Genomic DNA, 23,593 nt, shown 5'->3' on the forward strand with positions numbered 1-23,593 from the left:
CGTTACACCACCTCAAAGGTAAATCTTAAATCAAGCGTTCTGTTATTGCTGAGATCTAAATTTGTTTTTCGTTCTGTGATGACGCTTCCTGTTTCGTCAAGCATCTGCACGGTTTCAATGTGTTTGATGTCTTCTTCCCTGCGTGTGAGAACGGTGACTGCGGCATCTTTTACGGAAATGTCCGCAATCGGAGTTTCTTTGCCGTTTAACAGCACTTTTGTGATCCTGTTTTTCAGATCGGCTGCGGCACGCTGTCTGTAAGCGGCTGATATCATGGTAAGACCACCTCGTTATTGTTGAGTGTGACGGAATAACCGACCTTCAGTTCACTGACTTTTCGGTATCTCCGATTGTTGAGAATGACCCGGTCTTTGATTTCCAGTGTTTCGTTTAATGCGGCTCTCAGTGTATACGCCAAATGAGCAGGTTTGATTTTTTCAATCGTTTCAATCAGCTCGTTCATGTGCTGCAGGTCATCAAGCCCGATATCGGCATAAAAACGATACTGCCCCGGAAACATCCGAACGTAAGCTGACGGATGTTTTAAAAAACGGTTTAGCGCCTGCTCGATCGCTTGATGTGTGATGGGCGGAATATTCGACATCTTGGAAATCAGCCTGAGCCGTCTCATATCCTCCGTGTCACCTGATTCCCGCGGTATTTTTAATATTTTTTCCCAGCGGTCAAGCCCCCACGTCGCCGTCGTGATAAAGAGCTGATCTGTCAAATCGAAAATATCGTTATTCTGCCGCTCAAACTCAGGAGCTTCCGCCTCAAGCAGTTGTGCCATCTCCTTTAATCGGGTTAAAAACGGCGGGAGGTACGCCGTCATCTCATCGAGTCTGCTCAAGGATTGTCACCTCTTTGAGTTTAGGAATTTCCACATCACTGAGCACGAGGTTTTCCGCCGCACCGTTCATTTTGATATCGGCATAGTCACTGACGGATGCCGAGTTATAAACAATGTTGTTAATTTGTGATAAACGGACGGTGTTTTCTTCGAAGGCCATTTTCTTAAATAAATTCAGGACGCCTTTTTCAATCTCCGCTTTTACGTCATCAATCGAGCTGTTCAGCTCAGGCAGCACGGAAGCGGAGATTTCGATTTCCTTCCATACGGCGCTTTCCACCGTTACTGCCGCTCCGATCGGCGCCTGTCCTTCTCCCTGCCCTTCGTCCGGATCAATATAATCCTTTACTTTTTTGATCAGAATATCTGATGCCGGTTCCAAGTTCGCATTTGTGATGACAACCTTCACCGTTCCGGCTCCGTTCCAAAGCGGAAAGATTTTCGCCCTGCCGACGCCGTCAACCTCTTCGGCCCATTGTTTATAATGCTGTTTATTTGCGCTGACTGCCTCCCGGCGGACACGGGTAAAATAGCGCGCCCTTAAGCTGTTGTCATCTTCTTCCTCACGGCCGGGAATTAATATATCGCGCATGACTGCTTTCTCAAGCCCGGGTATCGTATCAAGCGGCAGCAGGTTCTGCCCTGAAATGCCGGCATTGCCCGCTTCACCGGCTGTTTCACATTCAAGCGTTCCATCCCCCGTATATTGAAAATACAGGTTATCAACGAAGAAACGGGAGCCTGGCGGAATGGTGATGCCCGCTGTGAATTCTCCTGCTCTGACCGCTTTTGTGGCAGGTGTTCGTTCAATTCCCGCTTCAGCAGCACGCCTGTCCAGAAATTCTCCCTGAGCCGTATCGGAAAACACGAGCTCCAGCACGGTATCCAGCCAAATATAAGACTTTGCGAGCTCAGCGGCCGCAGGCGCGAGCGCATTGTAAATGACGCTGCCTTCTCTCGTATCAATATCTGCCGTAACGCGCGCAAGCATTCTGTCCATAATGTCGTCAAACGTCTGAGCTTCAAACATCCTCACCCAGCACCTCCTCTATCTCAAGCATGCCCTCATCAGTTTCAACGGTAAAAGAGACGGTGAAGGCATCATCTTTTTTCTCAATCTCAAAATTGGTAACGGCCAAAATACGGTCATCATACAGCAAGGCTTCTTCTATCAGTCTTGGAATCTCCATTTTTTTATAAGCATCCGTCGTGTTCTGATCTGAAAGCACTTCCTGAAGTTCGTTTCCGATATCATGGCTGAAAACCGAATATGAATACCGTTCTGTGTGAAGAGCGATATAGACGAATTGTCTGATTGCGTCCAGTCCGTTTATCAGTTCATTGGTAATCCGGTTGTTTTCAAAATCAATTCGGTAGGTTTGTGAAGTCTCAACGGCCTCACTCGCATCCTCCAAATCTTCAAATTCGATTTCCGGTGTCAGGGCCATTGCACCCGCTCCTTTTAGATTTGTTCATGTAAAAAAGCCCTCTTCGGCAGATGAAGCGGCTTTAATAGGCTGATATTCTCGTACATCTCCGTCCGGATGCCGGTTAAATTTTATCCAGTACAAAGAAAGACTGTCCTCCTGTTAAAGCGGCGGTCATCACCCGATCTCCCGCCTGGAGCTGATCATCTTCTCCGGACCTCAGCCGCTTCGGCACAATGAGTGCATCAGACGGAATCAAAAGTTTGTCGTGATCTTTCAGTTTCAGCTCGAGCGGCGAAACGGAGGTCACTTCGGCCGGCATCAGCTCCACCGGCGCTTCGGCGTCAACCGCTCCGACGGCTAAATGTTTAATGGCATCACTTAATCTCATCAGGATGTCCCCTCCGGCAGTGAATTTTTCTCCGTGACGTCAATCGTCATGGTATGTTTTGTTCCTTGGAATTCATGGCGGTCCGTATCTACATAATAGGTTTTCTTCAGCCCGATTTCCGGAATTGAAATATAGACAGGCAACCCGCTTTCCAACCCAGGAATACCGATCGCCTGTATATTTTTCAGCTCTTTCTTAACGCCTTTTTTCTCAGCCTGCTTCACTTTTGCGCGCTGTTTCAGCTGGGCTTCATTAATGTCGTCAGAAACCGTTTCGGTATACTGCAAAACGCCGAATGTTTTCATGCCCGCGCTGTCTGAGGCGGAAGCCTTTATCGTTTTATTGTCTTTTTGCAGCCGCATGACGACACGGGTTGCGGTGTCATCAATTGAGGTGCTGTATTGATACCCTGTAATATTAACTCCTGTTTCCAGCACCCATATGTCAGACGGCTCCGGCCATTCACGCAAGCCGAGCCTGCCTTTTTCTGAATAGAGCTGATAATTGCGCCCCGTCTGGCTTTTTGTCTGCTTTAACGCTTTTAGCATCATATCGTAAAGGCTTGTATCATTTTTAAAAACGAGTGATTTAATGGTATGGCCTGTGTTGGCAATGGATGTGACGGGAATTTGAAAATCGCTGGCGATCCTTTTTAATATTTGATCGGCGCGCTTGTTGGAAAACACGTAAACGTCCTGGTTTTTCACAAGGTATTGAAGCATATCGTATGCGGTGAAGGCGACGGTATGCTCATCGGGCGTTCTTGCAAAGACAATGCCGCGGAACAGTTCTTTTCCGTTCCATTTGAACAAAACCGTATCCCCTTCTGATACGCCGTAATACGTCTGGCCGCCCTGCTTTACGACAATCGTCGCTTCGATGGAACGGGGCGCCTGATATCTGTGTCCTTCCAGCGTTACGCTTTCTGTGACAAGCTCGAGCCACTCCGTTTCTTTTATGACAAATAGTTCAATCATCTTTTCACCCGTTTCATTGCGGTATCTTCAGCTTCTGCCCCGGGAAGATCCAATGCCCCGGCTGCCGGATATTCCGTTTGCTGCGCTTAATCATGGCGGTTTTATTCGCGTTCCAGATTTTCCGCCACTCCGTGTGTTTTCCGTAAAACTTGCCGGCGATGTCCCAAAGCGTATCCCCTTTTTTGACGGTATATGTTTTGGGTGAAGCTTTGGACGGGCGCTTCGCTTTCGTTTTTTTCTTTTGTTTGATTTTTCTTGGCGAAGCGGTTTTATATTCTTTCAGTACGATATCAAAATTCCGGTCGCCGATTTCATTGTCACCTTCGCTGTAATTAAAGCTTTCAATGCTGCATGTGACATTGATTTTTGTCCCTGTAATCAAAAACTGAACGGGTTTTTTCGCTTTCATCCATGCTTCAATGGCTGAAATGGCTTTTTCCGGCGAAGGGATGCTTTGATATTCGGCAATCGGGCTGTACCGTTTCGGAAAAAAAGAAGAGAACGAAATTTCTTTCGCTCCCGGTTCTTCGATAAACGTCACCTCTCCGAGTCCGGTGACTTTCACGGAATCATTCTGCACGCTGTTTGCGATATCAATCGCTTCAGGAAGAACGGGAAGCCGGAGCTTGTCCTTCCCCTGAGACAGCCAAAATTCGTAAACAGATTTAGTCAAAAGCAACGGCCCCCTTTGCTCCGGTATAAATGTCTTTTTGCAGTTCATCAATCAGCGCCTGTTTGATTTTGGCGGCGAGGCTGTCGGCGTCCTGTCCGTTATGGAAATGCTGATCGCCGCTGAATTCGATTTTAATTTCTTTTGTTCCCGTTTTTTGAACGGTTTGGCCGCCGCCTTTAACGGCTGCGGAAACCGTGCCGGCTGAAAGCGCCGCCGGTTCCGTCTGGGACGGATCGGACACTTCCATGCCGAGCGCTTGAGCCGCTTTTTGCAGCAGATAACGGCCCCGGATGCCCCGCTCTTCAGGGATAATCCACTCCCGTTTGTTCCCTTCGCCGACACGGGCGATCTGCTCCTTGGTAATCAGACCCCCATTGGCATAACCGACGTAAGGGCCTCCATGAGCCATACTTTTAATCCCGGGGACATTGCTGATCGAGCCGTATCGGCTTTTAATATAGCCGATAGCGGCAGCGGCGTTGTGAATTGGATTTCTGATATCATTCATGCCCGGCGCTTTGTGATCTTCAAAGGTGCTCGGAATCGTCTGCATAAGCCCCTGTGACGGATGGCCGGCTTTGGCGTTGCTGTCCCATAGATTAATGGAATTAGGGTTGCCGCCTGACTCATGCTGTGCGATCGTCATTAATCCCGGAAGCCAGCTGATCGGCGTATTGGTTGCTTTCATTGCGGCCAAAAGCCACTCTTTGACGCTTCCTCCCGCTGCACCCATGCCGGAAAAGGCTGCTGCAAGCGAGCCTGCCTGTTTTTCGGCGTATTTTTTCACGTCAACTGAGCTGAGCCCTTTGACGACGCCGACTGAAGCAAAGCGTCCGAGACTCATCATGACACGGGAAGGAGAGTGAATATCAAGCTCTTCCCTGAATGCATCCTCGACTTTTTTGGCCATATCTTTGGCCGCCTGTTTGACTTCGCTTCCTTTTGCAGTCATTCCTGATACGAAGTGTCCGATCAGGCCTGACCCCCAGCCGTTCGCGGAATCTCTTGATTGCAGAAACGGTTTATTGATATGTGTGCTTACGTATTGCGACGTTCCCGTATCTTTTGCATTCTGTCCGGCCGAATATCCTTTCACCGTTGCGGCGCCCCATGATGACGATTGGTTAACCGCCGATTGATAAGGTGTTTTCACCTTTGTTTTTAAAAATGAATCGGTGCCCGTCGGCGAAGTATTCTGACCTTTGGCATAGCCCCCAACGACTTGCTTTCCGTAACCGGATGAAGACGAAATGAGGGCATTGAACGGCGTTCCGATGTTTTTTTCCTTCCAGCCGTCCATATCCACTGCTTTTTTGCTGATTCCGCTGTCAAAGCCTTCAGTAAACTGTTTGCCGAGTGATGAAGCCGTCCCGGCAAATCCGGAAGAATCCACAGACGCTGCGGCCGATACAGATGCAGAAGAAGAAACACCGCCCGTTCCCGCCGGAACAGCAGAAGACTGAGCCGAAGCCGCGCCCATATCATCAACAACACGCATGCCGAGCTTAGACGCAGCTTGTGAAAGCAGCATCTTTCCGCGTCCGCGATTGTTGTCGACGGGGATGACAAATTCTTTACCGGCTTCACCGATCCAGGAAATGGTCGGCTTTGTAATGTAGCCGCCCGTGGCGTTTTTGTCCGGTTTTTTCTTTTTATCTCCGCCGCCTCCTGTGACAAAGTTCATTATGCCTGAAATCATTTTGCCGCCGGTTTTATCCCAAATCTTTTTCACCCAGTCGAATGCTGCAGAAAAAGCATCTGATATGGCTGTTCCCACTTTTACAAGAGGTTCTTTTATATGTTTCTCAAACCAGCCGCTTAACCCTTTCCATATATCCTTTACCGTATCTAAAGCAGTCTGGAAAGCATCTGATATTCCTTTACCGACATTTTTCACCATGTCTTTCACCGGATTCCAGACAGTATCCATGAACCAGCCGGAAACCGTACTGAAAACAGATTTAATTTTATCCCAAGCTCCTGTGATTTTACTCCAAATGGACGTCGCCACTCCGACGACAGCCGATTTTACGGGCCCCCACACCGTGCTCATAAACCAGCCGGATACTGTGCTGAAGACACCTTGAATCGTCGTCCACGCATTCACGATATTTGACCAGATGCTGGTTGCCACTCCGACGACAGCCGATGACACCGGCGTCCATACATTTTCCATGAACCAGGATGACACCGTGCTGAAAATCCCTTGAATCGTCGTCCACGCATTCACGATATTTGACCAGATGCTTGTCGCCACTCCAACGACAGCCGATGACACCGGCGTCCATACATTTTCCATGAACCAGGATGAAACGCTTCCCCAAGTATCTTGTATTGTTGTCCAAGCACTTTGCGCCGCTTTGGAAATATCATTCCACGTGTCCTTCAAAGCCCCTGAATCAAAGGCCTCTCCCAAGCTTGAACCGCCTAAACTGCCGGCGATGCCGCCTACCGCGCCGCCGATTAATGTGCCCACTCCGGGAACAACGCTGCCGATTGCCGCCCCGGCCGCGGCTCCGGCAAGACCGCCGCCTGCTGAGCCGACCTTCTCTCCTGCATTATCTTTATTGATGCCGGCTAAATCAGTGAGTGATAACAATTCACCTATGCCGGGAATTCCTTTAGCGGCACCTTTTAACCCTTTCATACCGCCTTTTAGCGCCTTTGAATCTCCTAAGCCTTTCAAAAGCGCGCCGATGCCTTTACCTGCCCCTGTTGTTTTCGGCGTATTTACGGATGCCTGTTTGCTTCCCTTTGCGGATGAACCTCGTTTTGAAGATTTATTCCGCCCTTCGACTTTACTGCTTTTGCCCCTCGTCACTCCGGTACAGCAGCAGCAGCCCCCCAAAGCCCCGCCGGTTTTTTTGGCTGACTTTCCTGAAGATTTTGGCGCTGTTACCGTGCGCTGCGGACCCTTTGTCAGATCAGGACGCTTCGGGCTGTTGCCCTTACTCTTTTCTTTTTTCGTGCCGCCTCCTAATAATCCGCCGATATTGAGTTTGCCTAATTTTTCAGCGATTCCTGAAAATATTTTTTCTATTAATTCCCCGGCTTTTTCGATGATTTTGTCCGGGCTGAATTTCTCAAATTTCTTTGCAATCTTGCTGACAATTTTATCAACAAATGCCTCGGCTTTTTCGATGATCGCATCAGGACTGAATTTGCCGAACTTTTTATCAATGCCTCCGAACAGTGAGGATGTAAACTGCTCCACTTTTTCCAAGATCTTATCCGGATTGAGAAAATCGAATTTCTCAGAAATTCGGTCAACCGTGTCATTTACAAATTGTTCGGCGCGGTCGATTAGCTTATCAGGCCTGAATTTACCGACAACGTCGTCGACTTTCTTCATAAACGAATCAGTAAAATGATCCAGCTCTTTCAATATGGCCTCCGGACTGAATTTGCTGACAACGTCATCTATCTTTTTCATAAATGAATCAGTGAATTTATCCAGTTCTTTCAATATGGCCTCCGGACTGAATTTACTCACGACCCCGTCTACTTTTTTCATAAACGAATCAGCGAATTTATCCAGTTCTGATAATATCGCCTCAGGGCTGAACTTGCTCGCGATTTCGTCTACTTTTCCCATGAATGAGGTCGTGAACTTGTCCAGCTCTGCTAAAATCGTCTCAGGGCTGAACTTACTCGCGATTTCGTCCACTTTTCCCATGAATGAGCTCGTGAACTTGTCCAGTTCGGCTAATATCGTCGCAGGGCTGAATTTGCTCGCGATTTCATCCACTTTTCCCATGAATGAGGTCGTGAACTTGTCCAGTTCGGCTAATATCGTTGCAGGGCTGAATTTGCTTGCGATCTCGTCCACTTTTCCCATGAATGAGCTCGTGAACTTGTCCAGCTCTGCTAAAATCGTCTCAGGACTGAATTTGCTTGCGATTTCGTCCACTTTCCCCATGAATGAGGTCGTGAACTTATCCAGTTCGGCTAATATCGTCTCAGGGCTGAACTTACTCGCGATTTCGTCCACTTTCCCCATGAATGAAGTCGTGAACTTGTCCAGTTCGGCTAATATCGTCTCAGGGCTGAATTTGCTCGCGATCTCGTCCGCTTTCTTCATAAAGCTTGCAGCGAATTTATCCAGTTCCGCTATGATTGTTTCCGGATAAAATTTGGATGCGATGTCATTGACTTTTTTCATGAAGGTGTCTGCAATGGAGTCAAGCATTGAAAAATCGTTTTTCGGCGAAGCAGGAGCAGCAGATGCAGAAGCTTTTCCGACGTCCGGCATATTCTTTTGCATTGCAGCCAGCTGTGCTGTCACCTTTTCGTTTAACGATAATTGAATGACATTGTTTTTTCCCGTCAGCGAATCAATGCCCGCTGAAATTCGGCCGACTGTTGTCATGACGTGATCTATGACGCGTATAGTGACAGAGTACCCGTTCTTTAACGCAGATTGCATGTAGCGTTTGATGCGTTCCATGGCAGGGGTCACTTCGTCTGACGCATAAAGTGAAACGGTAAATCCTTTAAAACCGGCAGCCAGATCCCGCAATCTCTCAAATGCCGCTGTCGCGCTGTCTTTTGCTCCTATTTTAACGGTTAAAGACGCAGGCAGACCCGCTAATTGGGTTTGCACCTTTTGAATGACGGCACTGGCTCCGTCTTCAGCTGAAATAGAGATCATTTGTGCGCCCAGCTTTCTTTTCATAGAGCGCTGGATGCGGTCAATTGTTCTTAAAACAGATTTACTCTCTTTGCGTATATCAATTTCACTTTGGCGTTTTGTCATTTTCCTGTATTTCTCAAGCGCTCTGAAGCCATTTTGGATTTTCCTTATTTTCTTTGAAACCCGATCTTCCAATTCAAAACGGGCGGTCAGCTTTGCCATGATGTCGCTCCCCCTTTCTTCGCTTGTTTTTCAAGAATGTCCAGCTTGTAACCGATTAAACCGTACAACAGCGCCTTAAAATGTCTCGGTGCTTCATATAACTCTTTCAGTTCTGATGGAGAATAATGAAGCTCATGCATCGCGTAATAGAGATACACGGCTTCCTTATTCCCATCTTTTATCAGTTTTTTGCTTCTTGCTCCAGATCTTCTAATTCATCTTCAAAACCATTGATCTCAATCGCTTTATTCAGCCAATTTGCATACTCACCGCCGACTGAAAGCACACGTTTTGCCACCTCGACCGGATCTGCCGTTTTGTAAGCGTCGCGGAGCTCCTTAGACCGGAAATCAGGGTAAATCGTAGATTCAACCGCGATCCGCGCATAGAAGCGCTGGCTGTCTAAGTCTTTTACGCGGCCTCTGCCCTTCACGTTTTTATATGTCGTGCTTTCCTTCTCCAGTTCATCAATGCGCTCAGTCGTAATGGCTTTAAAAATAAAAGGCACGATGTTTCCTTTTTTATCGACAAAACGCTTTGAAAGCGGAACCCGAATCTCCTCAGCCTCTACTGTTTTACCCGGCATAAAGAATGATAGATCAAATACTTGTTCGTTTTTTTCGCTCATGATGAAAACTCCCTTACTCTTTTTTTTATAAAAAACAGGCCTGTAAAAGGCCTGTTTCACTCATACCGATCTTAATTAAAACGTTTCAGAAAGCTTTTCCGGCACATCGAAATCTTCAAAGGTAAACGGCACTTCTTCTTCGAGTGCTTCTGAGTCTACGTCCAGGCCGGCGATTTTTGCAGAATCAAAGTTGACGTCATACAGAGTGACGCGTTCTGTTCCGCGGCCCGATGATTTGTCATCAAGAACGGCTTGCAGCGTAAAATACGGGTCGCTGCCTTTTTTGACGTAATCCATCATAAGGACGGCGAATTTGGATGTGACCTTATAGAATGTTGCCGTGCCCGTTCCGTTGGCGCCTGTTGTTTTATGTCCCGTCATGCGGCGGCCCATGATGTTTACTTCTGATTTGTTTTTTTCCACGTTTGCTTCAAACGTTTTAATATGCGCCATCTCTTCTCCGTCGAGAAATAAACGGCCTTCTTTTCCTGAAATCGTGTTTTGCGCTTTTAATGCCATCTTAGTTTACCTCCACGTTAAAGTAGAATTTTTCTGCCGCATCCACAGGCTGTACGGCGAGATCGATTAAAAAGCCGTCGCGGTCTTCATTCAGCCCGATTGTAATGTCTTTGTCTGAATCAAAGTTGGCGATGCCGCCCGCATCCTGAAGCGTTGTCAAATATTGAATGATCATCGTTTTGACGAATTGAAGGCCGTCATTTGTCGCAGGAAGATCGCTTCCCGTGCCTTTTTTCGATTTAATTAAGGCTTTCAGTTCACGTGTCAAATCGTTATTCACCGCATCAAGCACACGGACGATTTTGTTTTTCGCGAACTTTTTGTTTTTCTCTGCCGTAAATGTCACCAATGAGTTGATATCTTTTTCAACGCTGACTGACTTATCACGGGCATCATAAGAGAAAAGGAATTCACCTTTAGAAAGACGTTCGATCACTTCATCATGAGTCAGGCGGTGCAGCACATCGACGGCGCCTTCGTATTCAACGAATGTTAAGGATTGATTAAATGCGGCGCTGGCACTTGCGCCTGCCACCCAGGCGGTCGCATCTTCAGCTTTAATCTCCGTTCCGTCTTCCAGCAGCACACCTTCAGTAACATTGATAATGCCTTCATAATCCCCGCTGTAATGGGCGGTCACCCCTTGCACTTTCTGTCCCTGCGCATCGCGAAGGCGTTTAATGAATGCGGCAAATGTCGCTTTCAGCTGATCGTTTTCCGCGACAGGAAGAGCGATGACATCGAAATTCTCCGTTTCAGCCGCAGCTAAAAAATCCGTATAGTCTGAGTTGACCGGTGCTTTATCAGTTCCGCCTGCAAGACGGATGCCTGCCTGCAGGTTTAACGTTTCCCCGGATTCTTCCTCAGTGCCTGTCAGCGGGATGGAAGCCGACAGTTCGCCCGTTCCCGTGAATGTGACATAGCCGTTTGCTTTTAATTCTTCGGCTTTTTTCACCGTTTGTTTGTCAACTTCCGCTTCATCCATGTAAGTGGTCACATCGAAAGCGGTCTGATCAAGGACGTTTTCACTGATGCGGATGATGATGTCATTTCCTTTTGAACCGCCGTACAAAGCGGTTGCTTTAACACCTTGCGAAAGATCGGCGCTTGCTCTGATTCCCTCTGTCAGACGGTACATCAAAACGGTTTTTGCTTTCTTTTTCGCCTCACGAAGCAGAATCAGTGACGGATCTTCAATACTGAGCCCCACTTTTTTATTCAAATCTTCAATGCTTGAAATGGAAACGAATGTTTTCGCTTCCCCCCAGCCGGATGCAACGGGAAGGGCGACAATCCCGCGTTCACCGATCGATACCCGCTCCTGGGCGGTTGTTTTAAAGTTAAAATAGATCCCGGCACGTTCTTTTTCTTTTCCTTGTGTAAATGTTCCGCCGTTCATTATTGCATGACCTCCTTGGTTAAAAATGCTTCAATGTAAGACTTTGCTTGCGCTTTTGTCATTTGTTTTTGCTTCACGCCGAATAAAGCCCCCTGGAGAATCTCAGGTTTTACGCCGAAAAGCTCCTTCGCGTGCTTTGTTAAATCCGCCGTGTCATAAAGAACCGCTCGTTCCGCCGCTGCGGCGTTTTTCTTTTTATGTTGTTTCACTTTTCTATCACCCCGCTGTTAATGTCCACATCCCGCAGTGCGGGAGATGTTTGTTTCTGATAGTAGTAGCGGCTCGTCCAGCGGATTGTGATCACTGCCTCGCCTTTGTCTCCGACTCTTGTTTCGATACGGCTGATGCGGACGAAATCACCGGTATCCTCCCCTGATTCCGTAAGCAGCGGAATCAGCTGTCTTGATTCTCTCACCGCATCGGCGATCCGGTCGGCTGCATAGAGCGCCTGCACCGAGTCGGCATGGAACAGCTTCACATTCAGACTGTATGTCTTCTTAAAGGTGGAGACTGTGTCATTCTCGTCAAAAACATACGGGGGCGGAATGTATAGTGACGGCACCTGAAATTGTTCAGGCAGTTCATTTTCATATACGGGCACGCCGCACTGCTGATACAAAAAAGCGGCGATTGAACCAGTTTCGCGATTCATCCGATATCTCCCCCCAACGTGTTAAGCCACTGATCGAAACGCTTGTCCAGCGATTCTGCGAAGAGTGTTTCATACAAAAGAAGGGCTTTGTCCCAAAACCCATTCCCGCTGATCCATTGTTTTTTGAGCGCCATTCCCGTTGAAGCTGACGGATCATAGATGAACCGGGAGCCTTGAAAATACCCGGGCACCCATCTGACATTTTCATCTGAGACGGTCCAATGTCCGTCATTTATGAATGAGGCATACTCTACATTGGTGCCGATTTCAAGGGTCAGTCCCCCGTTTTCAATGATCCATACATGATCCTGCGCTCCTTTTCGGAAAGAAGACAGCAGGTTTTCTGTTTCAATTCCTCCCGAATGAATAAGCTCCTCCCGTACCATGTCGAGAAAATCCTCTCCTGACTGTTCCAGCCATCCGCCTGCCTGACGGGCAAATTCTCCGGATGATGCCTTTTGCAGCGACCGATTCCATTGTTCAAGGTTTTTTATGCTCATAGTCTGTCATCTCTCACAGCGATAACCTCCCAATGGTGCTGTCTTGCTTTCTTCGGCATTTCCAGAATATACGCCTGTCCTTCCCAAATGATTTTGTCATTGACACGCACAGCGGCCTCTTTCGGAAAATGAACGAGAAACCGCTGATATACCTTATGATCAGGCGCAAGCTGAATAAGCTGCTGCTGTTTTTCAACAAACAGACACGGCACGTCTTCAGCGTCGGGCACTTCCGGATAAGAAAAGACAGGCTGGAGCTTTTCGGCGGGAATCCCGAAGCGTCCGGCCTTCGGAACTGACACCGTCTCATGATAAATATCGCATCTGTCAGTGAGCAGCCGTTCGTAGCTCATAAAGGTCTCACCTTTGCGTTTGCAGAAACCAGGGAATAACCCGGCGCGATATATTCACAGAGCAGATGGTGCACCGCCGGTTTTCTGATTCCGCCTTCATCTGCCACCGTATACGAGTAGTCGCCTATCTTTTCAGATTGATAGGCGGAAGCGGCTGCTTCATTCTGGTTGATCAGCGCAAAATATTGAGAAAGCTTTAATAACGCAAGCTTAATCTTTTCGGGAAGCGGTGAGTAAATAGGGTCAGTGAACGAATGCCCCGCCATTCTGGCCGCTTCCGCCTCCGCCTCCAGAATGTCCTGTATTAGAAGCGGCTCCGGCCTGTTTTTGACTTGATCATAAACTGAATATGAAACAACGTCAGACGGCTGAATTAACATAACTGCCACCCCCGTCTTATTCTTTAACGTTTACGATTTTGGCGCTTGCATCTTCTTCTTCAAATTTGCTGTCAAGTTTAGCCGTCAGTACGATAATAAATTTGCGGCTGCGGATATCTTTATCTACTTCGATTCGGATATTCCGTGAAAAACCGAGAATGATATTTTTCGGGTGAGTCAAAATGATGTCAGACGCATCGTACTGGGAGTCACCTTCTCCGACCGAGTACGGCTGCAGATTGGACACTCCTTTGACCGGAACGCCGAATGCTGAAGACAAACCGCCCTGCACCGCAAGATCCCCCAGATTGGTCTGACGGTCAGCCACACGGTCTTTCCATTCAATCTCCATGCCTTGAGATGTGTAAAATCTGAATTCCTGAGGCAGGCGCAAATATTTTGCCGGAATGGCTTTTAAGCCTTTTTTAAATGTGGCTCTGGACAGCTCTTCCCCGTTTCCGTCAATGACGTGAGAGACAGTCTGCTTACGGATTCCGTCAAGCTGTGCCAAGTACGGATCAGAAGAAGATGTATCGCCGTTTACGACAAGCTCCTCAATATCGACTGCCGCCCGCTCCGCCAAAATCTGCATGATCGTCTGCTGCAGGCCGTCTTTTTCTATATTGTTTTCAAGCGTGTCATAGGTGATATTAATTTCCGCAATGACTTCTTTCGTATTCAGCTGCACCGTACTTGTTGCCGGGACGGTCAGCTGATCGTCAGTTAAGGCTTTTCCTTCCTCAGCGGCACGCAGAATCCGCTGGCCGAAACCGATTTTTTCAAATTTCTGCGAGTCATTTTCCATTTGAATCACACGCGATTCGCTGAAAATGGTCGGCGTGTTCTGCACCATGCGGATAAATGCTGAAGCTTGTGCGGGGTTCATTAAACCGCCGCTTTTTAAAGCGGAAAGTGACATTTCCGCCTTTCTGATGATATCTTGATTTCTCACTCTACAGTTCCTCCTTCTGACTGGGTTTAAAGCAGTCCGCTCCAAATGGATTTTTTAACAGGCTCTTGGCCGCCCGTCTCTTCTTCCGGCTGCTTTGATGCGCCTCTTACTTTTTCAAGCGCTTCAATGCGTTTAATAATCGGCGCGAGCATGTCCTCAACAAGCGTTTTCAGCTTTTCTTCATCAGACGGCGCAGCCGCCCCGTCTTTGTCTTCCGTGTTTTGGTCCAAGCTGTCAAGCCGCTTTAAAAGCGGGTGCAGCGCGTGTTCAATCGATTCTCTTACGTCTTCTTTTCTCATCTTGTTCAAGTCCTCTCCCTTGCGGTTTCTTGATTTGCGGTCACGGTCGAGAAATTGCTTGACCGCGCCGAATAAGCCGGCTTGCTTTTCTGCCGGCTCTTCGTAAACGTCAGCGGTTCCCGCCATGCTGTAGCCCGTAATGATACCGGCTTTAATCTGATCCCATACTTCATCGGAAGCTTTGGTGACAAGCACCCAAGATCCTTTCCGGATCACAGCATTCCCGATTTCAAAGTCATCCGGGGCGACGTACGACTCCACCACCTCGCCGGTCCCGCCTTCAAAATTATGATTTGTATCGATGTTGCGGGCGTCCGCCAAAAAACCGTGAGCGGCCTTTTCAATTTCTTCAGCCGTCATATAATCGCCATGGGCATCCGGGACATCCGGCTCGTAAACGATGCCGTAAACAAGCTTCTGCTCATCCGATTCGCTTTTTGTAAACACCTGCACCTTTTTTTCAAATGACGGAAGGCCTCCGGCTGATTTTGTAAAAAAGAATTCCGTTTGGTTCGCCGCCTTATCGACATAGCTCACAAAACTGATGACGGCATTTCTCAATTCTCTCGGCACGAGATGTTTTCACCCCCTTTCAGGATTGCTCCTTTTTCCCTTTCAGCACCGGCCGGCTGTAGTACTCTTCAGGCCACTCCTCAAGCGTCTTCCCGAGCACTCTTCCGGCCAGATCACGGAGGTCATTAGGAGAGACCGCGCCGGCGGAAATAAATGGCGTAAGCACCTTCGCAATTTCAAGCGGATCGCGAAAATCAGGCCCTTTTAATGTGAGCTGTACATCGTGGAGACCCAATTCTGGCAAAAATAACGTGTTGAGCTTATTAATCAGCGTTTTCCGCTCCGGCTGAAACACCTGCTCCTCCGTTATTTTCCGTGCCGTATCGGCGGTGGCTTTGTTGTATTCCTGCGCCTCGCCCGTATAAAGCGGCGGAAGACGAAACGCGGAGCGGAGTTTATTTCTGCTTTTGTCGTCATATTCAAGAAACAGCGCATCATCCTGCAGAATTTCCGCAAGTGATTTAATTTCCACAGACACGGGCGTAATGTCTTCGCCTCCGTGAAGGTCTTTTTCCTTCGCAATGCCTTCCGCCTCAATCAGCAGAAATTTGTGGGCGTTTTCCACCCCTTCCAGGTCATTCATATAATCCTGGAGCTCTTTGTACGAGGTTTCTGACAGCATGCCGTTTTCAACCGTAATGGCGGCCGGCACGTGACGGCCCTGCTTGAAATACATAAAATTCAGTTCTTCCGCTTTCCGGGCGCCGTACAGATTGACGATATTGCCGACCCAGCGCGGAATTCCGTAAGTGCCGCTGCCGATTTTTAAGTGAATGGCTTCATTTGCCCGGTATTCTTCAGACAGGGTCTTTACGTATTCGCCGGTTCTCATGTCCATCATGCGGGGATCGCCGTATTCCTTAAAAAACACTTTCCGACCGTTCAGCATCTGAACATATTTACGAAACCGTTTTTGCCTTTTAATCGTTTTGGATGCGCCGTTTTCTTCATATGAAAATGTGACTTCAACGGGATCAGTCACACCGCAGACGCGCATATGTTTCACATCCAGATATTCAATCCCCGCCGGTTTTCCCGCCCCGTCCCGAAGCACTTCGAGAAAACCGTTGCCCGTTTTTTCACGGTCTTCTATCGCATATCCGAGGATCGTCTCGGCCGATTCATCAAAATGAAGACATTTGTAAAAGCTCTCCAGCTTCATCCAGTTTTTTTCGGCCCGGGCCTTTTTTGACGGGGAGCAATCTGGGCTATTTACATCAAAGGTATATTCCACATCGAACCCAAAACCCGTAATATTGACTCGATACGCGTCAATGCACTGCTGAAGAATCGTCGAATATTCGGCGATTGTTTTCAGTTCAATGAGATTATAGGGCGGTGAAATGATGTCTTCGCCGTACAGATCGGCAAATTGATCTTCGTTCATCTGCCTTGCCTGCGGCGCGGCCATATTTGATTTAAAGACGGTGGCTCTAACGTTTTGATAGTTTGGCAACGCCTACCTCCTCCTTTCCCGATTCGGACGTCTCCGTTTTTGTGATGCATCTTTCAAATCCGCCGCGTCATAGTCATCCAGCGCATACCAAATGGCTGAAAGGGTGTGGGGATCAATTGAAAACTCATCTTCCGACAGAACGCCGTTTTTGTTTTTTGCGTACGTTAAGTTCTGCAATTCGCGGATCGTATGTTGACAGCTGTCTGAGCAATAGATATGTTTGAACCGTTTCAGCTTTTTTGTATACTGAAGTCTTGAGCCCGGAAACTTTTTGGCCGCAACCATGCAAAAGCCCTGCCTGCGGAAATATTGGATGCTTTTCGGCTCGGCCGAATCCGCTTTGATCAGCTCTTTTTGATCCGCCAATTCCTGAAGCTCCTCAGCTGTCTGATCATCGGTCATTTTGTTTTTGTAATACTCCCAGAAAATATAAAGCTCTTTTTGATCCGGATCGACGGCAAGCCGGATGACCGCATTGTATGACTCTTCAAAACCGAAATCCATGCCCGTCCGAAACAGGGGGCGCCTGATGGAAGCAATCCGCTCCGTTACTTCGTTGTGCTCCATGACCTGAAACTGCGGAAACACGCGGATGCCATTGACGCCGAACTGTCCTTTGCGGGCGATCCGGTACAAATCAGGATCGTAATGCCGTAAGCTGTCCAGCTGCTTAATATAGCTTTTCGGCAAAAACAGATTATCGCACGCTGTGGAATGGTGGTAATACGTATCTCCCTTAACGACAGTGCCTTTTTCATACAGCGTCTGATCATCCAATACGAACCGTTTTTTTTGGTCATCACGGAAAAAATGCCGGTACGTCCAATTGGAGGTGCCGACGGGATTTGTGGTGCATATCATATGAAGCGAAAGCTCGGGATGGCGCAGACGCCCGATCAGCTCCTTAAAGCCTTCATACTTCACTTCAGAGCATTCTTCAATCCAAATCAGTGAAATATGATGAATGGATTTCAATTTGGCCGGGTTGTCCATCCCTTTAAACATAATCCGGCTTCCGTTTGAAAATCTCAGCTGCATCGGCGAAGACACGGCCTTTACGGCATGTCCCAGCTCAAGCTCCCCGATAATATCTTCAAACAAGGCAAAAGTAGAATCTCTGTGCGTATCGAAAACTTCCCGCACGACAAGCGCCGTCCGCTTTTCACGAAGCAGCTTCAGGATGATTTTCAGCGCGGTATGATAGCTTTTTGACGAGCCGTAGCCTCCGACGAGAAATTGGTACGTTTCATTCCAATTGAACAAATAATCTTCAAAGCGCGGGTTAACCGCTTTTTCAATCATGACCGTTCCTCTTTCCGCGTAATGACAATGTCAATCGGCTTTTGGCTGTCTTCTGTTTTTTCCATCTTCTGCTGTGCCAGCTTTAATTTTTCATTTTCGATTTTTTGTTTAAATTGATCGGGGAAAAGGTCAAAGTACAAGGACAGCTTTTCAAGAGCCTTCATCTTGTCGGCAAGCTTGATTGCAATGCCCTCTTTTCCGAGTTTTGCTTCTGTGACGATGGTTCCGTCCAGAAGGTGCGAATCTTTAACGTCAACGTAGCTGATTTCCTGCATAATCGGATTATCATTTTCGTCAAAGAGCGGCCCTGATTTTCCGAAGGCCTGAACCTCTTTTTTTCCGAAGGTTACATAATCGGTAATGTCGGCGAAAGCGATTTTCACATAGACTTGAAGAACGTCCATCGCTTCGACAAACACTTTATTGACCATTTCCTTTTTCATGCGGCTGATTTCTTTGGCGACTTTTTCGTTTTTTAACAGCCTGCTTCCCGTCACATGCGCGCTTTCCGGTGAATACCCGGCTTTTATCGCAGATTGGGTGGCGTTAAAGCTTTTCACATAATAAAGACAAAACAGCCGCTGGCGTTCGTTTAACTCATCACCTTCGCCCGGGGTGTTTTTTCCGCCGCTTTCCGCGTTCTTATGGAGCGCCTCGTCCCAGCGCCCTTCTTTTTTCCATCTGCCGATCGTTCTTGCGGATACGCCTGATTTGCCGGCAAGGGCGCGATTTGTGATGCGGCCTTTATGAGACTGATAGATTGTAAATGCCTGTTCTCTTTTTGCGTTTTTCATGCTACGGCATCACCGCCACCTCCGACATGATTGTCTATAATAAAAAGCGGCTTCTAATCGGGCCGCTTTTTGTGATCGTCTGTTCACTTCTAGGTGGCAAACGTATGACAACTTATGAAGCAGGCGATTGATTTCTTTGTTCCTGCTGTTTTTGAATTTTTAGAAGCGCCCGTTTGACCGTCGTCTGTACGGTTGATTTCTTTACGTTCAGCAAGGCGGCGATCCGTTCATACGAAAAGCATTCCGCTTTGTGGAGCAGCAGCATTTCTTTTTCTCTATCCGTTAAAACGGCTAATGCGTCCCGCAGTCTGATTCTGTCTTCTTCAGTCACATTTGCAGAAGGTTCAAACATCAGCGCCTGCGAATAGGTTTCTATGATTCTAGGATCTTTAATCAGCATTCTCTGATAAGCGTCTCTGCGGTCTATCGCTCTTCTTATGCCGGGCTGCCGGCCTTTTTCAAGCCATTCGATGACATATTCCACATCTGTAATGATCGTTCTGATGATTTTTTTATCTTTCAGTTCTTCTGAAGTAAGCATCGTTTCATCGGCTTCCTCCAGCTGCTTGTACCACTTTTTCGTCTCTTTCAGCGTGCGTTTATATTCAAATAGTAAGTCTTCCATGTAGATCCTCCTCTTTTTCGGAACAAAAAAAGGACACCAACCAATGCGCAGCATGTACGCGATTGATCAGTGTCCGCAGGCTTTCCGTCTTGGACGTATTCTGTTTTTAATTCAATTTAAAGCCGATTTCATATTCGATCCGGGCCAGATCTCCTTTTCGCGTTTCGACAAGCGTTTTGCCGTGCTCCGGCGCTTCGGCGAGCCATGCTTCCTTCTTCAGTCCGTCTACAATAATCACCCGAACCTTGCCTTCTTCCAGCTGGCTTTTTAATGTTGTATGTTCAATGTCAGTCAGTTTTTTAGGATTCATGTTTTACGTCCTCCGTCTTTTTCAGGATGTTTACTTCATGTATGAGGCTTCCGAGCTTATTTATGAACGCTTCTTTTTCTTCAGAACTTTCTCCTCGGAGCAGGCGGAGAGCCGTTTCGGCCGCCTCAAAAAGTTCCGGAGCTTTCGCCATCAATGCCGCGTTGATCTGCTGAGAGTATGAACTTAAGTTGAAAACGGCCGCGATGAGCCTTCCGTTTGAATAAGGGAACTTCTCTTTATCCGCTTCGCTGTAAGCGGAATAAATGTAAATGGGTTTTTCTTCTCCGCTGTGTACGGCCCGCCATGGAGCGGGGCTGTGTTTTTCTTGCAATGGTTATCCTCACTTTCCATCAGCCTCATGCCATGCTTCAATTTGCTTTTCTATCCGTTTCGCCCTGAACAGCAGGCAAAAAAGCCATTTGATATATTTATACACGTGCATCAAGCCTCGTTTTTGCGTCTTGAACCATTCGCTCAAGACGTTTAATGACCGGCGTTAAATCAGTGCCTGTTTTGCAGTTCGGGCAAGGGTGAAAGACAGCGCCGAAACCCGTTTCCGTCATAATGACCTTCTTCGGCCCGCACAGCTTACACATTATCTCGCCCCCTCTAATCTGTGGTTTACGTCAAATGAATTGCCATTAATGATGACTAAATAATCGCTGCACATCTCATAAATTCTTGTGCCTAAGGCTTCATCAACCTGCACCAGTCCGTCACAGGCCAGCTCGCTCGAGATAAGAACCGGCTTATGATTTAAATAGCGGTAATTCACGACGGCGTACATTTGTTCAATCTGCCAATCGGTCGCCCGGGGTTTTCCGTTCAGCGGTTTGAACAGATCGTCAATAAAAAGCACATCCGCCTGTTTCATACGGCCAAGCTTTGTATCAAGCAGATCAAAATCATTTTTTAAATCCGTAAAGCCCTCCACAAAAGGAAAATACAGCACCGGTGTCTGCTTCTGTCTCATGACATAATTGCTGAGAGCGGTCAAAAGATGGGTTTTTCCCGACCCCGGACGCCCTAAAAGGGCAATGCTGTTTTTCCGGCAGTTTTTAATCTTGTCGAAGTTTTCAACATATTCAAGGGCGCACTCATATGCGTCGACGACTGCCTGAGGCTTGCCCCGCGTGATAAACCCTTTGAAATCCAGCTTCCGAAAGGCGCCTGTAATCTCACTTGCGCTGAGAATGCGCTCTGCTTTTCGTTCGGCGGCGCAGCGGCACTTAACCCACACATCCATTCCAAGCTGGTTTTTGAGATAACCGCCCTGATCTTTACAGAGCGGACAGTCAAAGCGGCTTTCGCCTGATTCTTCCGGTCTGTCCGCCAGTAATGGACGTTTTCCGTTTTTCAGGTCGGACAGTATCTGCTCGATCGTTCGTTTTGTCATGTATCGTATTCCTCTCTTTTTTTGTTGTGATTGTCCTTCCCGCAATTCGTGCATTCAAGCGGTCTTCCATATACTTGGCGCAATAGCTGAAAGCCTTGATCGTTTCAGCTGAAGAGGTGCGCCGCTGTTCAAAAGCGGTAAAGCATTCGCCGAGCCATTTGATTGCTTCTTGTGCTGACGCACCGAGAGAAACAATACGGGCGATGGCCTGATAATCCCGGGGCGACGGGTATACGCTCCGCCCCTCCTGTGCAGACCTTAATCTGATAAAATGGGCGGCAATGTCGTTAATCGCTTCTTCAGCAGTATGATTTTTTGTTATATCTATTTCTCTCCGGACATTTTTGTCCCGGTGATCCGCCGATATTGTCCGGTCTGTGACTTCCGGGCGGGTCAATGTCTTTTTCTGCGTGAATCTTTTCGAGTGCTTTACGGAGACGATGAGTCCGTAAGGGGCGCGGACGGTTTTGATATATTCATGCTGTTCCAAAACCTCAAGCCACCGTCTGACGGTTTTTTCGCTGACGGTAAATACATCGGCCATCTCTCTTGCTTTTACGGGCTTATGTCCGAGGACGATCCCCCACTTTACGCCGTCTTTTACGTGTTCCTTTGTCGTTGAGCTGATGAACCATAAAAACAGCCATATGGCGGACCCTATTTTGCCATAATGTTCTGAATTCAATAATCCGGAATAGATGAAAAACGGGTAGCTTTTACGATTCATATTGGACGTCTCCGTTTGTCTTCAGACTTATATAGCGTTCATACTGCGATCGGTTATCAAATCGGAATACCGGTAGTCCGCAAGCGGTAAAAGATATCGAACCGCCTGCTTTTCCTAAACATCTCTGATCAGCCGGATTGCTGCTGAAACGGATGATAATCGGCTTCATCTCTCACCCTCCTGATCAATTTTTTATCGCACGTCGATACATTTCGTATCCCTATGATGTTGATTATATACGATACAATTCGTATCATCAAGACCTTTTTGATACTTTTTTTATCATCACTTTATTTTGATACATTTTGTATCTATAATCATAAGTAACTTAGGGTGTTGAAAAAAGAGAGGTCATTCGGATGATAGGCGGAAGATTAAAGAGTCTCAGAGGAAAGAAAACGCAGGAAGAAGTCGCAAATCATATCGGTGTCTCGCGCGCCAGATATTCTCATTATGAAAACGGCCGATCTGAACCCGATTACGACACGCTGCAAAAGCTTGCGGATTATTTCAAAGTGTCGACTGATTATTTGTTAACCGGAAAAGAACCTTCAGATGAAGACATGTTTGCCGATCCCGACTTGCAGATCGCATATCGGGACATGCAGGACTTTTCCCCGGAAAGCAAGCAGCAGGCCATTGAATTCATTAATTATTTAAAAGAAAAAGAGAAAAACCGCAGGCCGAAACATAAATAATCCGCTCTTTTCCTTTAAACTGCTTAACGTTCAGCCGATATAAAAGCTGAATGTTTATTTTTAAAAGAAAAGGGAATTGATTCAAAGTCCGATCAGGGCTTTTCTTTCTCGCTTAAAAAGAACATATGTTCGAAAGGGTGTATTCAATTGGGCGATTTTTTAACACATCTTGAGGAATACGTCAAAAACTTATATTGCCGCATGGGAATGACCGCCCCTCTCCATATTGATATGCAGATGATTGCCAAGGAGCTTGACATTTGGATTCATTTTGAAGATACGCACAGTATGATGCTGAAGCGGGACGGCATGTACAGCATCGTCCTGAATCAAAAAAAGTCACCCGAAGAGCAATGGCAGGATTTTGCGCACGAACTGTGCCACGTGCTGAAGCATACCGGCAACCATTTTCATATGAACAAGCTGTTCAGGGAACTGCAGGAATTTCAGGCCAACCATTTTATGTACCACTTCTGTGTGCCGACCTTTATGCTGTTAAACATGGAGCTTCCCCAGCGGAGGAGCCACGCCGTCATTTTAATCGCAGCCGCTTTCCGGGTGACGGCATCATTTGCGGAAAAAAGGCTGGAGCTGTTTGAACGGCGTAAAGCAGGTATTCAATTTCAGAAGCGGCTCGCTTGTCTGTTATCCGACAAGCGGCCGAATGGGTATTATGAAAGCGGACAGACACACTTGCATGCCGCTGAGGAAAAAACGCCGTATTTTATTGAAAATTAGCGATTCTCCGCCGGCAGAGTGTCAGCATTTTAAATCGCAGGAAAGGTTTTTGCATCATGCCGCTGTTCTCACCGTGCTGCCCGCCAAGCACTTCTTGCGCCGCATAGCTCCAGTGAATG

Annotated in this window: 31 protein-coding genes; 2 read left to right on the plus strand and 29 right to left on the minus strand. The window is 47.4% G+C overall.

What is annotated here, in order from left to right; translation table 11 throughout:
• Positions 1 to 2: 2 nt before the first annotated feature.
• The 29 genes from OQ477_RS08860 to OQ477_RS09000 form a co-directional block, all read right to left on the minus strand.
• Positions 3 to 275 carry a hypothetical protein gene (locus tag OQ477_RS08860; protein ID WP_015239690.1) on the minus strand — a complete coding sequence of 91 codons (273 nt, stop codon included), beginning with the start codon at positions 273 to 275 and terminating at the stop codon, positions 3 to 5.
• Positions 272 to 850: a YmfQ family protein gene (locus tag OQ477_RS08865; RefSeq protein WP_265972138.1), complete on the minus strand. Its 579-nt coding sequence runs from the start codon at positions 848 to 850 to the stop codon at positions 272 to 274. The genes OQ477_RS08860 and OQ477_RS08865 overlap by 4 nt, the downstream gene beginning before the upstream one ends.
• Positions 834 to 1,880 (minus strand): baseplate J/gp47 family protein, encoded by a 1,047-nt coding sequence (locus tag OQ477_RS08870; protein ID WP_021493826.1) that lies wholly within the window; start codon positions 1,878 to 1,880, stop codon positions 834 to 836. The genes OQ477_RS08865 and OQ477_RS08870 overlap by 17 nt, the downstream gene beginning before the upstream one ends.
• A complete protein-coding gene (locus tag OQ477_RS08875) occupies positions 1,873 to 2,298 on the minus strand; it encodes a DUF2634 domain-containing protein (protein WP_020955689.1) in 426 nt (141 codons plus the stop codon). The genes OQ477_RS08870 and OQ477_RS08875 overlap by 8 nt, the downstream gene beginning before the upstream one ends.
• A 103-nt stretch (positions 2,299 to 2,401) precedes the next feature.
• Complete coding sequence (locus tag OQ477_RS08880) at positions 2,402 to 2,668, minus strand: DUF2577 family protein (RefSeq protein ID WP_007610818.1); 267 nt, start codon at positions 2,666 to 2,668, stop codon at positions 2,402 to 2,404.
• The gene (locus OQ477_RS08885; protein WP_265972139.1) at positions 2,668 to 3,645 is read right to left on the minus strand and encodes a phage portal protein; all 978 of its coding nucleotides are present in this window, start codon (positions 3,643 to 3,645) and stop codon (positions 2,668 to 2,670) included. The genes OQ477_RS08880 and OQ477_RS08885 overlap by 1 nt, the downstream gene beginning before the upstream one ends.
• A gap of 13 nt (positions 3,646 to 3,658) precedes the next feature.
• Positions 3,659 to 4,318 (minus strand): LysM peptidoglycan-binding domain-containing protein, encoded by a 660-nt coding sequence (locus OQ477_RS08890; RefSeq protein WP_007610816.1) that lies wholly within the window; start codon positions 4,316 to 4,318, stop codon positions 3,659 to 3,661.
• Positions 4,311 to 9,173 (minus strand): transglycosylase SLT domain-containing protein, encoded by a 4,863-nt coding sequence (locus OQ477_RS08895; RefSeq protein ID WP_265972140.1) that lies wholly within the window; start codon positions 9,171 to 9,173, stop codon positions 4,311 to 4,313. The genes OQ477_RS08890 and OQ477_RS08895 overlap by 8 nt, the downstream gene beginning before the upstream one ends.
• The gene (locus tag OQ477_RS08900) at positions 9,161 to 9,313 is read right to left on the minus strand and encodes a hypothetical protein (RefSeq protein WP_015239684.1); all 153 of its coding nucleotides are present in this window, start codon (positions 9,311 to 9,313) and stop codon (positions 9,161 to 9,163) included. The genes OQ477_RS08895 and OQ477_RS08900 overlap by 13 nt, the downstream gene beginning before the upstream one ends.
• Before the next feature lie 41 nt (positions 9,314 to 9,354).
• Positions 9,355 to 9,801 (minus strand): phage tail assembly chaperone, encoded by a 447-nt coding sequence (locus tag OQ477_RS08905; protein WP_032874591.1) that lies wholly within the window; start codon positions 9,799 to 9,801, stop codon positions 9,355 to 9,357.
• A gap of 75 nt (positions 9,802 to 9,876) precedes the next feature.
• Positions 9,877 to 10,320 (minus strand): phage tail tube protein, encoded by a 444-nt coding sequence (locus OQ477_RS08910; protein ID WP_003154837.1) that lies wholly within the window; start codon positions 10,318 to 10,320, stop codon positions 9,877 to 9,879.
• A 1-nt stretch (position 10,321) separates the two neighbouring features.
• Entirely contained in the window at positions 10,322 to 11,719 is a 1,398-nt protein-coding gene (locus OQ477_RS08915; protein ID WP_209388140.1) for a phage tail sheath family protein, read from the minus strand.
• A complete protein-coding gene (locus tag OQ477_RS08920) occupies positions 11,719 to 11,928 on the minus strand; it encodes a hypothetical protein (protein WP_007610809.1) in 210 nt (69 codons plus the stop codon). The genes OQ477_RS08915 and OQ477_RS08920 overlap by 1 nt, the downstream gene beginning before the upstream one ends.
• Positions 11,925 to 12,371, minus strand: a complete 447-nt coding sequence (locus OQ477_RS08925) for a hypothetical protein (protein ID WP_007610808.1) — start codon at positions 12,369 to 12,371, stop codon at positions 11,925 to 11,927. The genes OQ477_RS08920 and OQ477_RS08925 overlap by 4 nt, the downstream gene beginning before the upstream one ends.
• The gene (locus tag OQ477_RS08930) at positions 12,368 to 12,871 is read right to left on the minus strand and encodes an HK97 gp10 family phage protein (RefSeq protein ID WP_265972141.1); all 504 of its coding nucleotides are present in this window, start codon (positions 12,869 to 12,871) and stop codon (positions 12,368 to 12,370) included. The genes OQ477_RS08925 and OQ477_RS08930 overlap by 4 nt, the downstream gene beginning before the upstream one ends.
• Entirely contained in the window at positions 12,868 to 13,224 is a 357-nt protein-coding gene (locus OQ477_RS08935; protein ID WP_007407272.1) for a DUF3599 family protein, read from the minus strand. Before OQ477_RS08935 ends, OQ477_RS08930 begins: the two co-directional genes overlap by 4 nt.
• Entirely contained in the window at positions 13,221 to 13,604 is a 384-nt protein-coding gene (locus tag OQ477_RS08940; protein WP_265972142.1) for a DUF3199 family protein, read from the minus strand. The genes OQ477_RS08935 and OQ477_RS08940 overlap by 4 nt, the downstream gene beginning before the upstream one ends.
• A 16-nt stretch (positions 13,605 to 13,620) precedes the next feature.
• Positions 13,621 to 14,556 (minus strand): phage major capsid protein, encoded by a 936-nt coding sequence (locus OQ477_RS08945; RefSeq protein ID WP_007407274.1) that lies wholly within the window; start codon positions 14,554 to 14,556, stop codon positions 13,621 to 13,623.
• Positions 14,557 to 14,582: 26 nt separating this feature from the next.
• Positions 14,583 to 15,428 carry an XkdF-like putative serine protease domain-containing protein gene (locus tag OQ477_RS08950; RefSeq protein WP_007407275.1) on the minus strand — a complete coding sequence of 282 codons (846 nt, stop codon included), beginning with the start codon at positions 15,426 to 15,428 and terminating at the stop codon, positions 14,583 to 14,585.
• Positions 15,429 to 15,447: 19 nt separating this feature from the next.
• The gene (locus tag OQ477_RS08955; RefSeq protein ID WP_088412335.1) at positions 15,448 to 16,839 is read right to left on the minus strand and encodes a phage portal protein; all 1,392 of its coding nucleotides are present in this window, start codon (positions 16,837 to 16,839) and stop codon (positions 15,448 to 15,450) included.
• 48 nt (positions 16,840 to 16,887) lie between these two features.
• Positions 16,888 to 18,186, minus strand: a complete 1,299-nt coding sequence (locus OQ477_RS08960; RefSeq protein WP_022553490.1) for a PBSX family phage terminase large subunit — start codon at positions 18,184 to 18,186, stop codon at positions 16,888 to 16,890.
• Entirely contained in the window at positions 18,183 to 18,980 is a 798-nt protein-coding gene (locus OQ477_RS08965; RefSeq protein WP_044802860.1) for a terminase small subunit, read from the minus strand. Before OQ477_RS08965 ends, OQ477_RS08960 begins: the two co-directional genes overlap by 4 nt.
• Before the next feature lie 112 nt (positions 18,981 to 19,092).
• Positions 19,093 to 19,605 (minus strand): sigma-70 family RNA polymerase sigma factor, encoded by a 513-nt coding sequence (locus OQ477_RS08970; RefSeq protein WP_032874577.1) that lies wholly within the window; start codon positions 19,603 to 19,605, stop codon positions 19,093 to 19,095.
• Positions 19,606 to 19,711: 106 nt separating this feature from the next.
• Positions 19,712 to 19,915: an XtrA/YqaO family protein gene (locus OQ477_RS08975; RefSeq protein ID WP_007610788.1), complete on the minus strand. Its 204-nt coding sequence runs from the start codon at positions 19,913 to 19,915 to the stop codon at positions 19,712 to 19,714.
• Positions 19,905 to 20,246, minus strand: a complete 342-nt coding sequence (locus OQ477_RS08980) for a hypothetical protein (protein ID WP_039251797.1) — start codon at positions 20,244 to 20,246, stop codon at positions 19,905 to 19,907. Before OQ477_RS08980 ends, OQ477_RS08975 begins: the two co-directional genes overlap by 11 nt.
• A gap of 97 nt (positions 20,247 to 20,343) precedes the next feature.
• Positions 20,344 to 20,511 carry a hypothetical protein gene (locus tag OQ477_RS08985; protein ID WP_265972143.1) on the minus strand — a complete coding sequence of 56 codons (168 nt, stop codon included), beginning with the start codon at positions 20,509 to 20,511 and terminating at the stop codon, positions 20,344 to 20,346.
• The gene (locus tag OQ477_RS08990) at positions 20,511 to 21,311 is read right to left on the minus strand and encodes an ATP-binding protein (RefSeq protein ID WP_061581963.1); all 801 of its coding nucleotides are present in this window, start codon (positions 21,309 to 21,311) and stop codon (positions 20,511 to 20,513) included. Before OQ477_RS08990 ends, OQ477_RS08985 begins: the two co-directional genes overlap by 1 nt.
• Positions 21,211 to 22,038, minus strand: coding sequence for a hypothetical protein (locus OQ477_RS08995; RefSeq protein ID WP_061581962.1), 828 nt, complete (start codon positions 22,036 to 22,038; stop codon positions 21,211 to 21,213). The genes OQ477_RS08990 and OQ477_RS08995 overlap by 101 nt, the downstream gene beginning before the upstream one ends.
• Complete coding sequence (locus OQ477_RS09000) at positions 22,028 to 22,207, minus strand: hypothetical protein (RefSeq protein WP_061581961.1); 180 nt, start codon at positions 22,205 to 22,207, stop codon at positions 22,028 to 22,030. The genes OQ477_RS08995 and OQ477_RS09000 overlap by 11 nt, the downstream gene beginning before the upstream one ends.
• Positions 22,208 to 22,397: 190 nt before the next feature.
• On the opposite strand from OQ477_RS09000, the gene xre reads away from it, so the two are divergent.
• Positions 22,398 to 22,736 (plus strand): HTH-type transcriptional regulator Xre, encoded by a 339-nt coding sequence (gene xre, locus OQ477_RS09005; protein ID WP_003154871.1) that lies wholly within the window; start codon positions 22,398 to 22,400, stop codon positions 22,734 to 22,736.
• Positions 22,737 to 22,883: 147 nt separating this feature from the next.
• On the plus strand, positions 22,884 to 23,474 hold the full coding sequence (locus tag OQ477_RS09010; protein ID WP_021494032.1) for an ImmA/IrrE family metallo-endopeptidase: 591 nt from the start codon (positions 22,884 to 22,886) through the stop codon (positions 23,472 to 23,474).
• The last annotated feature ends 119 nt before the right edge of the window (positions 23,475 to 23,593 follow it).

This window comes from Bacillus sp. ChL18, from assembly GCF_026241425.1.
GTDB lineage: Bacteria > Bacillota > Bacilli > Bacillales > Bacillaceae > Bacillus > Bacillus velezensis.